The sequence below is a fragment of the Streptomyces sp. CO7 genome, assembly GCF_053474865.1.
This window is the reverse complement of sequence record NZ_JBRIOU010000003.1, coordinates 368,328-379,912: the sequence shown is the minus strand read 5'-3', so window position 1 is coordinate 379,912 and position 11,585 is coordinate 368,328. Positions and strand designations below refer to the sequence as shown.

Annotated in this window: 14 protein-coding genes; 4 read left to right on the top strand and 10 right to left on the bottom strand. The window is 74.0% G+C overall.

All coding sequences use genetic code 11. The annotated features are described in order from the left end of the window. Window positions 1-633, top strand: a 633-nt coding sequence (locus ACOV8S_RS11650) for a TIGR03085 family metal-binding protein (RefSeq protein ID WP_448317706.1), incomplete at its 5' end; no start/stop codon positions are given. Window positions 634-691: 58 nt separating this feature from the next. Here the strand turns inward: ACOV8S_RS11650 and hisF are convergent. The 8 genes from hisF to hisD are packed head-to-tail and all read right to left on the bottom strand — an operon-like array spanning window position 692 to window position 6,507. Continuing rightward, complete coding sequence (gene hisF / locus ACOV8S_RS11645; RefSeq protein ID WP_351114297.1) at window positions 692-1,447, bottom strand: imidazole glycerol phosphate synthase subunit HisF; 756 nt, start codon at window positions 1,445-1,447, stop codon at window positions 692-694. Between the two features lie 48 nt (window positions 1,448-1,495). Further along, on the bottom strand, window positions 1,496-1,894 hold the full coding sequence (locus tag ACOV8S_RS11640) for a RidA family protein (protein WP_448317705.1): 399 nt from the start codon (window positions 1,892-1,894) through the stop codon (window positions 1,496-1,498). Next, the gene (priA, locus tag ACOV8S_RS11635) at window positions 1,891-2,625 is read right to left on the bottom strand and encodes a bifunctional 1-(5-phosphoribosyl)-5-((5-phosphoribosylamino)methylideneamino)imidazole-4-carboxamide isomerase/phosphoribosylanthranilate isomerase PriA (protein WP_448317704.1); all 735 of its coding nucleotides are present in this window, start codon (window positions 2,623-2,625) and stop codon (window positions 1,891-1,893) included. The genes ACOV8S_RS11640 and priA overlap by 4 nt, the downstream gene beginning before the upstream one ends. A gap of 2 nt (window positions 2,626-2,627) precedes the next feature. Next, window positions 2,628-3,269: an imidazole glycerol phosphate synthase subunit HisH gene (gene hisH / locus ACOV8S_RS11630; protein WP_448317703.1), complete on the bottom strand. Its 642-nt coding sequence runs from the start codon at window positions 3,267-3,269 to the stop codon at window positions 2,628-2,630. 4 nt (window positions 3,270-3,273) lie between these two features. Continuing rightward, window positions 3,274-3,429 (bottom strand): hypothetical protein, encoded by a 156-nt coding sequence (locus ACOV8S_RS11625; protein ID WP_448317702.1) that lies wholly within the window; start codon window positions 3,427-3,429, stop codon window positions 3,274-3,276. 5 nt (window positions 3,430-3,434) lie between these two features. Then, on the bottom strand, window positions 3,435-4,028 hold the full coding sequence (gene hisB, locus ACOV8S_RS11620; protein ID WP_351114303.1) for an imidazoleglycerol-phosphate dehydratase HisB: 594 nt from the start codon (window positions 4,026-4,028) through the stop codon (window positions 3,435-3,437). Beyond that, on the bottom strand, window positions 4,025-5,176 hold the full coding sequence (locus tag ACOV8S_RS11615; RefSeq protein WP_448317921.1) for a histidinol-phosphate transaminase: 1,152 nt from the start codon (window positions 5,174-5,176) through the stop codon (window positions 4,025-4,027). The genes hisB and ACOV8S_RS11615 overlap by 4 nt, the downstream gene beginning before the upstream one ends. Window positions 5,177-5,181: 5 nt before the next feature. Continuing rightward, entirely contained in the window at window positions 5,182-6,507 is a 1,326-nt protein-coding gene (gene hisD / locus ACOV8S_RS11610) for a histidinol dehydrogenase (RefSeq protein ID WP_448317701.1), read from the bottom strand. Between the two features lie 205 nt (window positions 6,508-6,712). Here hisD and ACOV8S_RS11605 point away from each other — a divergent pair, with 205 nt between their 5' ends. From ACOV8S_RS11605 to ybaK, 3 genes are all read left to right on the top strand, one after another. Next, window positions 6,713-8,305 (top strand): oxidoreductase, encoded by a 1,593-nt coding sequence (locus tag ACOV8S_RS11605; protein ID WP_448317920.1) that lies wholly within the window; start codon window positions 6,713-6,715, stop codon window positions 8,303-8,305. A 148-nt stretch (window positions 8,306-8,453) separates the two neighbouring features. Then, on the top strand, window positions 8,454-9,194 hold the full coding sequence (locus ACOV8S_RS11600; RefSeq protein WP_448317700.1) for an LON peptidase substrate-binding domain-containing protein: 741 nt from the start codon (window positions 8,454-8,456) through the stop codon (window positions 9,192-9,194). Window positions 9,195-9,318: 124 nt separating this feature from the next. After that, window positions 9,319-9,819 (top strand): Cys-tRNA(Pro) deacylase, encoded by a 501-nt coding sequence (gene ybaK / locus ACOV8S_RS11595; protein ID WP_448317699.1) that lies wholly within the window; start codon window positions 9,319-9,321, stop codon window positions 9,817-9,819. A gap of 104 nt (window positions 9,820-9,923) precedes the next feature. Here ybaK and ACOV8S_RS11590 read toward each other — a convergent pair whose 3' ends face one another. Together ACOV8S_RS11590 and ACOV8S_RS11585 are read right to left on the bottom strand one after the other, a co-directional pair. Next, the gene (locus ACOV8S_RS11590; protein ID WP_448317698.1) at window positions 9,924-10,706 is read right to left on the bottom strand and encodes an AAA family ATPase; all 783 of its coding nucleotides are present in this window, start codon (window positions 10,704-10,706) and stop codon (window positions 9,924-9,926) included. A 34-nt stretch (window positions 10,707-10,740) separates the two neighbouring features. Next, entirely contained in the window at window positions 10,741-11,583 is an 843-nt protein-coding gene (locus ACOV8S_RS11585; RefSeq protein WP_448317696.1) for an ABC transporter permease, read from the bottom strand. Window positions 11,584-11,585: the final 2 nt, after the last annotated feature.

Here is an 11,585-nt window from a genome sequence, read left to right as displayed (position 1 = left end):
ATGTCGACGTTTGCCAAGCGTGAACGGCTGCTTCTGGCCGACCTGTTGGAGACGGCCGGGCCCCAGGCCCCCACGTTGTGCGGGGAGTGGACGGCCCGCGACCTGGCCGCGCACGTGGTGGTGCGCGAGCGCCGGGCCGACGCGGCGGGCGGCATACTGATCAAGGCGCTGGCCGACCGCCTGGAGCGGGTGCGGGCGGAGTTCGCCGCGAAGCCGTACGAGGAACTGATCCAGCTGATCCGCACCGGGCCGCCGCGGATGTCGCCGTTCTCCCTGAAGCAGGTGGACGAGGCGTCCAACACGGTGGAGTTCTACGTCCACACCGAGGACGTGCGGCGGGCGGCGGAGGACTGGACGCCGAGGGAGCTGGACCCGGTGTTCCAGGACGCGCTGTGGAGCCGGCTGGAGCGGATGGCGCGGCTGCTCGGGCGGCGGGCGCCGGTGGGTCTGGTGCTGCGGAGGCCGGACGGGCGGACGGCGGTGGCGAACCGGGGGGCGCCGGTGGTGACGGTCACCGGGGAGCCGTCGGAGCTGCTGCTCTTCGCCTTCGGCCGCCAGAAGGTGGCCGACGTGGTCCTCGACGGCGACCCGGACGCCATCGCGAAGGCCCACACCACCCCGCTCGGCATCTGACGCCGCGCCCGGCGCGTGCCGCTCCCTCGTCGGGAACGGCACGCGCGCGGCCGCGAGGTCAGCGCACGGGGTGGCCGGCCTCGGCGAGGGCGGACTTGACCTCGCCGATGCGCAGGTCGCCGAAGTGGAAGACGGAGGCGGCGAGCACGGCGTCCGCTCCCGCGCCCACCGCGGGGGCGAAGTGCTCCAGCCGTCCCGCCCCGCCGGAGGCGATGACCGGCACCGTCACGTGCTTGCGCACCGCGGTGATCATCTCCAGGTCGTAGCCGTCCTTCGTGCCGTCCGCGTCCATGGAGTTGAGCAGGATCTCCCCCGCTCCCAGCTCCGCCGCCCGGTGCGCCCACTCGACCGCGTCGATGCCGGTGCCCCGCCGCCCGCCGTGCGTGGTGACCTCGAAGGACCCGCTGTCGGTGCGCCGCGCGTCCACCGACAGCACCAGCACCTGCCGCCCGAACCGCTCGGCGATCTCCCGGATCAGTTCGGGCCGCGCGATGGCCGCGGTGTTGACGCCCACCTTGTCGGCGCCGGCCCGCAGCAGCTTGTCCACGTCGTCGGCCGTGCGCACGCCGCCGCCGACGGTGAGCGGGATGAACACCTGCTCCGCCGTGCGCCGCACCACGTCGTAGGTGGTCTCCCGGTCACCGGAGGAGGCGGTGATGTCGAGGAAGGTCAACTCGTCGGCGCCCTCGGCGTCGTACACCTTCGCCATCTCCACCGGGTCACCGGCGTCGCGCAGGTTCTGGAAGTTGACGCCCTTGACGACCCGGCCGTTGTCGACGTCCAGGCAGGGGATGACTCGGACCGCCAGGGTCATGGGAATTCACGGCTCCTCACACGAAGAAAAACGAAGAAAAGAGAGGGCTCAGCCCGCCCGGTGGGCCTCGAGTTCGACCTCGACCAGGATGCGCGGGTCGACGAACCCCTCGACGACCACCAGCGTCGTCACCGGCCGTACCGCGCCGAAGACCTCCTGGTGGGCGCGGCCCACCGCGTCGACGTCCCGGCGGTGGGTGAGGTACAGCCGCGTGCGGATCACGGAGTCGGGGCCGAGCCCGAACTCCTCGATCGCCCGCAAGGCGTTGCCGATGGCGGCCCGTGCCTGCTCGTAGGGGTCGCCCTCGCCCGCGAGGACGCCGCCCCGGAAGGCGGTGGTGCCGCCCACCAGCACGCGGTCGCCCGCCGCGACGGCGCGTGCGAAGCCGATCTCCTCCTCCCAGGGGGTGGGTTCCGAACTCTGCGCGCGCCGCACGGCCTCGGTCATCGGGACACAGCCTCCAGGGCCTCTTCCAGGGTGAACGCCTTGGCGTACAGCGCCTTGCCGACGATGGAGCCCTCGACGCCGAGCGGGACGAGCTCGGCGATGGCGCGCAGGTCCTCCAGCGAGGAGACCCCGCCGGAGGCGACGACCGGGCGGTCGGTGCGGGCGCAGACGTCCCGCAGCAGCTGCAGGTTGGGGCCCTGCAGGGTGCCGTCCTTGGCGATGTCGGTGACGACGTAGCGGGCGCAGCCCTCGGAGTCCAGGCGGGCCAGCGTCTCGTAGAGGTCGCCGCCGTCGCGGGTCCAGCCGCGGCCGCGCAGGGTGGTGCCGCGCACGTCGAGGCCGACGGCGATCTTGTCGCCGTGCTCGGCGATGATCTTGGCGACCCACTCGGGGTCCTCCAGCGCGGCGGTGCCGATGTTGACGCGGGTGGCGCCGGTGGCGAGCGCGGCGGCGAGCGAGTCGTCGTCGCGGATGCCGCCGGAGAGCTCCACCTTGATGTCCATGGCTCGGGCCACCTCGGAGATCAGCGCCCGGTTGTCACCGGTGCCGAACGCGGCGTCCAGGTCGACCAGGTGCAGCCACTCGGCGCCGGCCGACTGCCAGGCGAGGGCGGCCTCCAGCGGGGAGCCGTAGGAGGTCTCGGTGCCGGACTCGCCGTGGACGAGGCGGACGGCCTGGCCGTCGCGCACGTCGACGGCGGGGAGCAGTTCAAGCTTGGCGGTGTCTGCCATGTCTAGAGGGTTCCGATCCAGTTGGTCAGCAGCTGCGCTCCGGCGTCGCCGGACTTCTCGGGGTGGAACTGGGTGGCCCACAGCGCGCCGTTCTCCACGGCGGCGACGAACGGCTTGCCGTGGGTGGACCAGGTGACCTTGGGCGCGGCGATGGACGGGTTGTGCGACTCCAGCGCCCAGTCGTGGACGGCGTAGGAGTGCACGAAGTAGAACCGCTCGTCCGCGTCGAGACCGGCGAACAGCTCGGTGTCCTCGGGGGCCTGGACGGTGTTCCAGCCCATGTGGGGGACGATGTCGGCCTGCAGCGGCTCGACGGTGCCGGGCCACTCGTCGAGGCCCTCGGCCTCCACGCCGTGCTCGATGCCGCGGGCGAAGAGGATCTGCATGCCGACGCAGATGCCCATGACCGGGCGGCCGCCGGCGAGCCGGCGGCCGACGATCCAGTCGCCGCGGGCATCCTTCAGGCCCTGCATGCAGGCGGCGAACGCGCCGACGCCGGGGACCAGCAGGCCGTCGGCGTTCATCGCGGTGTCGTAGTCGCGGGTGATCTCGACGTCGGCGCCGGTGCGGGCGAGCGCCCGCTCGGCGGAGCGGACGTTGCCGAACCCGTAGTCGAAGACGACGATCTTCTTGGGGCTGCTCATGCTCCTACTTCCAGTACAGGACGCCGACGATGATGCTGAGGGCGGCGCCGATGGAGAGGACGGCGATCAGGCTCGTCGGCATCTTCTGCTTGGCGAAGGAGATCACTCCTCCGAGCAGGAAGAGGCCGAGGAGGATCAGCGCGGTGGAGAGTCCGTTCATCGCTGTTACAGCGCGCCCTTCGTGGACGGCAGGATGCCCTCGGCGCGCGGGTCGCGCTCGGAGGCGTAGCGCAGGGCGCGGGCCAGCGCCTTGAACTGGCACTCCACGATGTGGTGGGCGTTGCGCCCGTACGGCACGTGGACGTGCAGGGCGATCTGCGCCTGGGCGACGAATGACTCCAAGATGTGCCGGGTCATCGTGGTGTCGTAGGAGCCGATCATCGGCGCCATGTTCTCCGGCTCGGTGTGCACCAGGTAGGGGCGGCCGGAGAGGTCGACGGTGACCTGGGCGAGGGACTCGTCCAGCGGCACGGTGCAGTTGCCGAACCGGTAGATGCCGACCTTGTCGCCGAGCGCCTGCTTGAAGGCGGCGCCGATGGCGAGGGCGGTGTCCTCGATGGTGTGGTGCGAGTCGATGTGCAGGTCGCCCTCGGTGCGCACGGTCAGGTCGAACAGACCGTGCCGGCCGAGCTGGTCCAGCATGTGGTCGTAGAAGCCGACGCCGGTGGAGATGTCGGTGCGTCCCGTCCCGTCGAGGTCGATCTCGACCAGGACCTTGGTCTCCTTGGTGGTGCGCTCGACGCGCCCGACGCGGCTCATGAGTTCTGCTCCTCGTTCTGCTTCTTCACGTCTTCCTCCGCCAGCGTGCGTACCGCTTCGAGGAAGGCGTCGTTCTCGGCGGGCGTTCCCGCGGTCACCCGCAGCCACCCGGGCACGCCGTTGTCCCGCACCAGCACGCCGTGGTCGAGGATGCGCCGCCAGGTGGCGTGCGCGTCGTCGAACCGGCCGAACTGGACGAAGTTGGCGTCGGAGTCGGTCACCTCGTAACCGAGCCCGCGGAGTTCGGCGACCAGGCGGTCGCGCTCCTTCTTGAGCTGCTCGACGTAGCCGAGCAGGGTGTCGGTGTGCTCCAGGGCGGCGAGCGCCGTGGCCTGGGTGACGGCCGACAGGTGGTAGGGCAGCCGGACCAGCTGGACGGCGTCCACCACGGCCGGGTGAGCGGCGAAGTAGCCCAGGCGCAGGCCCGCGGCGCCGAACGCCTTGGACATGGTCCGGGAGATCACCAGGTGCGGACGCCCCTCCAGCAGCGGCAGCAGCGAGCTGCCGTGGCTGAACTCGACGTAGGCCTCGTCGACCACCACGATCGACGGCTTGGCGGCCTGCGCGGCGTCGTACAGGGCCAGCACGGCCTCGGCCGGGACGGCGTTGCCGGTGGGGTTGTTGGGCGTCGTGACGAACACGACGTCCGGCCGGTGCTCGGCGATGGCCTTCTCGGCCGCGGGGACGTCGACGGTGAAGTCGTCGTTGCGGGGGCCTGAGATCCAGCCGGTGCCGGTGCCGCGGGCGATCAGGGCGTGCATCGAGTACGAGGGCTCGAAGCCGATCGCGGTGCGGCCGGGTCCGCCGAAGGTCTGCAGCAGCTGCTGGAGGACCTCGTTGGAGCCGTTGGCGGCCCAGACGTTCTCCGTGCCGACCCGGTGGCCCTCGGTGCCGGTCAGGGCCGTGTCGTTGAGGTAGGCGGCGAGCTTGGTGCGCAGCTCGACCGCGTCCCGGTCGGGGTAGCGGTTGAGGTCGCGCGCGGCCTCGCGGACCCGCTCGGCGATGCGCTCGACCAGCGCGTCGGGCAGCGGGTAGGGGTTCTCGTTGGTGTTCAGGCGCACCGGCACGTCGAGCTGCGGCGCGCCGTAGGGAGACTTGCCGCGCAGCTCCTCGCGCACGGGCAGGTCGTCGATGCGGATCTCGCTCACGTCGCTCACTTGCCCCCGGGTACCTTCCACTCGAACCGCGCCTTGACCGCCGCGCCGTGGGCCGGGAGGTCCTCGGCCTCGGCCAGGGTGACGACGGTGTGCGCCACGTCGGCCAGCGCGTCGCGGCTGTAGTCGACGATGTGGATGCCGCGCAGGAAGGACTGCACGGACAGGCCCGAGGAGTGGCAGGCGCAGCCGCCGGTGGGCAGCACGTGGTTGGAGCCGGCCGCGTAGTCGCCCAGGGAGACCGGGGACCAGGGGCCGACGAAGATCGCGCCGGCGTTCTTCACGCGGTCGGCGAGCGCGGCGGCGTCGGCGGTCATGACCTCCAGGTGCTCGGCGCCGTAGGCGTCGACCACCTTCAGGCCGTCCTCGACGCCGTCGACCAGGACGATCGCGGACTGCCGGCCGGCCAGCGCCGGGACGATCCGCTCGGTGGTGTGCTTGCTCGCCTCGACCTGCGGCTTCAGCTCGCGCTCGACCGCCTCGGCCAGCTCCTCGGAGTCGGTGACCAGCACCGCGGCGGCCAGCGGGTCGTGCTCGGCCTGGCTGATCATGTCGGCGGCGACGTGGACCGGGTCGGCGGTGTCGTCGGCGAGGATCGCGATCTCGGTCGGGCCGGCCTCGGCGTCGATGCCGATCTTCCCGGTGAAGTACCGCTTGGCGGCGGCGACCCAGATGTTGCCGGGGCCGGTGACCATGTCGGCGGGCGGGCAGGACTCGGTGCCGTACGCGAACATGGCGACGGCGGTGGCGCCGCCGGCCGCGTAGACCTCGTCGACGCCCAGCAGGGCGCAGGCGGCGAGGATGGTGGGGTGCGGCAGACCGCCGAACTCCGCCTGGGCCGGGGAGGCCAGGGCGAGGGACTCGACACCCGCCTCCTGGGCCGGGACCACGTTCATGATCACGGAGGACGGGTAGACCGCACGGCCGCCGGGCGCGTACAGGCCGACCCGCTGGACCGGCACCCACTTCTCGGTGACCGTGCCGCCGGGGGCGACCTGGGTGGTGTGGGTGGTGCGGCGCTGGGCGCGGTGGACCATGCGGGCGCGGCGGATCGACTCCTCGAGCGCGGCGCGGATCTCCGGGTCCAGGCCCTCCAGCGCCCCGGTGAGCGCGGCGGCCGGGACGCGCACGGACTCCAGGCGCACGCCGTCGAACTTCTCGGCGAAGTCGATCAGCGCCGCGTCGCCACGATGATGCACGTCCTCGCAGATCGGCCGCACCTTCTCGAGGGCGGCGGACACGTCGAAGTCGGCTCGGGGCAGCAGGGCGCGCAGGGCGGGGCCCTCGGGGAGGGCGTCGCCGCGCAGATCGATTCGGGAGATCACGGCTCCAATTCTCTCAGACCCGAAAGGTGGGACGACGTCACGTATCAACCGCTGATACAACCGCCCCTCCGGCGCCGCCCCGGGCGGCCCTGCGGCGCGGCCGTCCGGCGGACAAAAGATCACCGTTACGCAAGGTGTCCGTGCGGTCACGTTCGGGCATGACCGCTGTACGACCAGGGGGCACGGGGAGGAGGAAGTGAGTGCCGTGACCGAGGGTGGCCCCGTCGTTCCCGACGGAATCCGTGAGCCCGGCCCGCCGCGCGACCTGACGGCGGCGGAGTCGGGGATGTGGCTGGCGTTCCGCGACGGCAGCGTCTACGACCTGCGCCACGGCGACCCCGTGGTCGACGACCCGCACGGCCGTCACCCGTGGGGCCCCGAGCGCACCGTCCGTGCCCGCGTCGTCTGCTGGCTGCTGCTGGACGGCCCGCCCGCCCTGGCCGGCCGGGTGGCCGCGCTGAAGCTGGTCGGGGTGCGGGTCACCGGGTCCCTGGACCTGGCGGGCGGCACGGTCGAGCCCTACGTGGAGATGGCGGACTGCCGCTTCGACGACGAGATCCTGCTCCCGGAGGCCAAGTTCACCACCGTGCGGCTGGAGAACTGCGCGATCCCCCGCCTGGAGGCCGCCCGCCTGCACACCGAGGGCGACCTGCACCTGCCGCGGTGCCGCTTCGCCCGCGGCATCCGGCTCTCCGACGCCCGCATCGGCACCGACCTGCTGCTCAGCCAGGCGGTGGTGCGGCACGACCGGCACGGGCGCTCGGTCTCCGCGGACGGCATGAAGGTCGGCCAGGACCTGCAGGCGGACCTGCTGGAGTCGCACGGCGAGCTGGGGCTGCGTTCGGCGGAGGTGGGCGCCTCGCTGAGCCTGCGCGGCGCGCGCCTGGCCAACCCCTACGCGCGGCTCGCGCTCAACGCGCCGCAGCTGACGGTGGGCCGCGCCCTGTACCTGACGCCCGCGGGGGTGGGCTCCGCCCAGCTCGGCGGGAACACCCCGGCACGCGGCATCCGGGTCCAGCCGTTCGACTGCCTGGGCGGGGTCCGCCTGGACGACGGGCGGTTCGGCGACTCGGTGGACCTGCGGGCCGCCCGGTTCACCCTGACGGCCGAGCAGGAGCTGTCGCTGCGCCGCGTGCAGACGCCGGAGCTGCGGTTCCTGCCGGTGCGGCCGCGGCGGGGCCGGGTGGTGCTGTCCGGGGCGCGGGTGGTGAACCTGGTGGACCGGGCGGAGAGCTGGCCGGGGCCGGGCCGCCTGCACATGGGCGGGTTCTGTTACGAGAACCTGGTGCCCCAGGGCCCCTTCACCCTGGAGCAGCGCCTGGAGTGGCTGGTCGCGGCGACCCCCGAGTACAGCCCGGAGCCCTACGAGCTGCTGGCGACCGTGCTGCGCGGCGGCGGCGAGGACGAGGACGCCCGCGAGGTGCTGCTGGCCAAGCACCGCCGCCGCCGGGAGACCCTGCCGCCGGCCGCGAAGCTGTGGGGCTACCTCCAGGACGTCGCGGTCGCCTACGGCTACCGTCCGGCGCGGGCGGCGACCTGGCTGGCGGTGCTGTGGGCGGCCAGCACCCTGCTGTTCTCCCGCTCCGAGCCGACGCCGGCCCGGGCGGAGGAGCACCCGGAGTGGAGTCCGGCGCTGTTCTCGCTGGACCTGCTGCTGCCGGTGATCGACCTGGGGCACGCCACCGCCTGGCACCTGCGGGGCGTCTGGCAGTGGCTCGCCGCGGTGCTGATCCTGCTCGGCTGGGTGATGGCCACCGCGGTCGCCGCCGGGTTCACCCGGCTGCTGGGGCGGCACTGAGGCCCGCCCGTCAGCCGGGTGGGGCGGCGCCGAGGCCCGCCGGACCGGGGGCCACGGTGACCGCCCGGGGCCACGGCGGGGCTTCGGCGCGGCGGGCGGCCGACCGCGGCGCGGGCTCCGGCCGCCGCGCACATTAGGCTTTTGCGCCGTGACCACCCTGCGGCTGCCGCTGTTTCCCCTGAACATGGTCCTGTTCCCCGGGCTCGTGCTTCCCCTGAACGTCTTCGAGGAGCGGTATCGCGCCATGATGCGCGACCTGCTCCTGGTGCCGGAGGAGGCGCCGCGCCGGTTCGCCGTGGTCGCCATCCGGGACGGCCACGAGGTGGCGCCCAGTGCTCCCGGCATGCCCGACCCGACGACGCCGCTGGAGCGGGGTCCGGCCGCCGGTTTCGCCCCGGAGCCGGGCAACTCCTTCCACTCGGTGGCCTGCGTGGCCGACGTGGCCACCATCCGCGAGCGCGCCGACGGCACCTACGAGGTCCTGGCCACCGGCACGAAGCGGGCCAGGCTGCTCTCGGTGGACTCCTCCGGGCCGTACCTGACGGGCGAGCTGGAGGAGCTCCCGGAGGAGGAGGGCGACGGCGCGGGGACGCTCGCCGAGGGGGTGCTGCGCTCCTTCCGGCAGTACCAGAAACGGCTGGCGGGGGCGAGCGAGCGGTCGCTGACCTCGTCGGCCGAGCTGCCGGACGAGCCGTCCGTGGTGTCGTACCTGGTCGCGGCGGCGATGGTGCTGGACACGCCGACCAAGCAGCGGCTGCTGCAGACCCCGGACACGGCGTCGCGGCTGCGGGACGAGCTGCGGCTGCTGCGCCGGGAGGCCTCGATCATCCGCAGCCTCCCCTCCCTCCCGGCCGGCGACCTGACCCGCACCCCCACCAGCCTCAACTGACCCCGCGGCCGGTGCGCGGCCCGCACCGCGGACGACGCCGCGCGCGCTCCGCACCCGGCACTACGCTGCGCGGGGACGCGTCCCGGCCCCGCACCGGGCCGGTGGATCCGCACAGGACGGGAAGATGGCGAAGAAGTCGAAGAAGCAGCAGTCCGGCGGGACGCCCGCCACGGTCGCGCTGAGCGAGGCCGGCGTGGTGTTCACCGTGCACGCCTACGAGCACGACCCCGCGCACCCCTCCTACGGCGAGGAGGCCGCCGAGGCGATGGGCGTGTCGCCGGAGCGGGTGTTCAAGACCCTGGTCGCGGACGTGGACGGCTCGTTGGTGGTGGCCGTGGTGCCGGTGGCGGGGTCGCTGGACCTGAAGGCGCTGGCCTCCGCGGTGGGCGGCAAGCGGGCGGCGATGGCCGACCCCGCGCTGGCCGAGCGCACCACGGGGTACGTCCGGGGCGGCATCTCGCCGCTGGGCCAGCGCAAGCGGCTGCCGACGGTGCTGGACGCCTCCGCCGAGGGCCACGGGACGATCTGCGTCTCCGCGGGCCGGCGCGGCCTGGAGGTCGAGCTGTCCCCGAAGGACCTGGCCACCCTGACCTCCGCCGTGCTCGCCCCGATCGGGCGGGCGTAGGGACCCGCCTGCGGGCGGGCGGTCCGCACCGCCCCGCCCGGGCCGAGCTCGCACACCCGCCGAGCCCCTGCCGTCGCGTCCGGGCCAGGCCCCGGCAGCGGGGCCTACTTCTGGAGGCTGACCGTCGGCGCCGGGCCGTCGCCGTCGTCCCGCAGGTCGCCGCCGGGCTCCTCGTCGTCGCGCGGCACGAGGAGGGCCGTGAGGGTCAGGTGGGTCAGCAGGGCGACCACCGGCCAGGCGGCCAGCGCACTGATCGCGTGGAGTTCCAGCGGCGCGTCGAACCGGACGCCCTCGCCCACCTGGCGGGCGTGCGCCGCCACGTCGCTCGTGGGGCCGAGCGACATGCCGATCTGCCAGGCCACCAGCGACCCGAGCAGCCCGCCGAGGCCCAGCCCCGCGACCACCGGCACGCCGCCGCGCCGCGCGAGGAGGAACACCGGCACCGCGCTGAGCAGTCCGAACCCCGTGGCCAGCAGGGTGAACATTCCGTCCGCGCCGACCGCCTGCTCGCCCTCGATGTCCGCGAGGAAGGCGACCCACCGGCCGTCGGCCACCTCGCCCACCAGCGGCACCCGCGGCGCCAGCCAGACCCAGAGCAGCCCCAGCAGCAGTCCGGCCGCGGTGAGCGCGCCCAGCACCAGGGCGGCCTGACGCAGCTCGGTGCGCAGGCCCGGGCCGCCCTCCAGGTACGCCCGCAGCGCGGAGCGCGGCGCGTACCGGTGGGAGCCGCCTGCCGTGGCGCCCTCGCCGTGCCGCTCGGCGGCCTGCGACCCGTCGGGCGCCGGGGAGCCGCCGTGCACCGTGGCGCCGTCGGCGGTGCCGTCCTGGGCGGTGCCGTCCTGGGAGGAGGACTGCGGGTGCGGAGGAGGAGTCAGAGGTGCGGTCACCCTGACATCGTGCCAGGCCGGGCCGGACGGCGCGTCACCGGACGGCGGCCCTGCGGTAGGCCCAGGTGGCCACGGCCAGCGAGATGACGCCGACGACGGCGCAGACGGCGAGGTCGCCCAGCACGAGGGCCCAGTCCGGCCGCGCCCCGAAGGAGCGGGTGAACGCCTCGACCGCGTAGGTGGAGGGCAGCAGGTCCCGGGCCAGGGCGACGGCCTGCGGCATCCGGGAGGCGGGCAGCACGCCCAGCAGCAGCGCCGCGGACATGCCGAGCTGCCCCAGCAGGGTGGCCAGCTCGGGCCGGGGCGCGAGCAGCCCGCAGGCCGCGCCGAGCCCGGCCAGGGCGGCCCCGGCCAGCGGGACCACGGCGGCCAGCACCCACAGGTGGGTGAGCGGCAGGCCGAAGAGCAGGCACCCGAAGACCGCCGTGACCAGGGTCCCCGGCACGGTGAACGAGGCGTACGCGGCGGCGGCGCCCAGCACCACCGCCGCGGGCGGCACGGGCAGGGTGGCGTAGTGGTCGAGCCCGCCGCCGGCCCGCAGCTGGCCGAAGTACTGGGAGAGCAGGTTGAGCGCCACGAAGGCGACGACCAGGACGGAGGAGCCGGCGACCACGGCGCGCGCCTCGTCGCCGCCGTCCACCACGCCGCGCATCAGGATCATGATGCCGACGGACTGGAAGGTGGCCACGAACAGCAGCGGGATCCGCGCGACCCGGGCCCGGGAGAGCTGGGCCCGGTAGACGGCGTCGAGGGCCGGCCACAGCCGGGTCCGGGGCCCGAGCTCGGCGCGGGCCACGGGGGCGGCTGCGGCCGGCTGCCGGGCCGCGGCGGGCGCCGGTACCGTGCCCGGCCGTGTCTCGGCGGGTACGACGCTCACAG

What these genes read in the sequence shown, in the direction of transcription:
- hisF (WP_351114297.1), bottom strand. Translation starts at nt 1,447, where the DNA reads ATGACCCTGGCGGTCCGAGTCATCCCCTGCCTGGACGTCGACAACGGC.
- ACOV8S_RS11640 (WP_448317705.1), bottom strand. Translation starts at nt 1,894, where the DNA reads ATGACCGAGGCCGTGCGGCGCGCGCAGAGTTCGGAACCCACCCCCTGG.
- priA (WP_448317704.1), bottom strand. Translation starts at nt 2,625, where the DNA reads ATGGCAGACACCGCCAAGCTTGAACTGCTCCCCGCCGTCGACGTGCGC.
- hisH (WP_448317703.1), bottom strand. Translation starts at nt 3,269, where the DNA reads ATGAGCAGCCCCAAGAAGATCGTCGTCTTCGACTACGGGTTCGGCAAC.
- ACOV8S_RS11625 (WP_448317702.1), bottom strand. Translation starts at nt 3,429, where the DNA reads ATGAACGGACTCTCCACCGCGCTGATCCTCCTCGGCCTCTTCCTGCTC.
- hisB (WP_351114303.1), bottom strand. Translation starts at nt 4,028, where the DNA reads ATGAGCCGCGTCGGGCGCGTCGAGCGCACCACCAAGGAGACCAAGGTC.
- ybaK (WP_448317699.1), top strand. Translation starts at nt 9,319, where the DNA reads ATGGCGAAGAAGTCGAAGAAGCAGCAGTCCGGCGGGACGCCCGCCACG.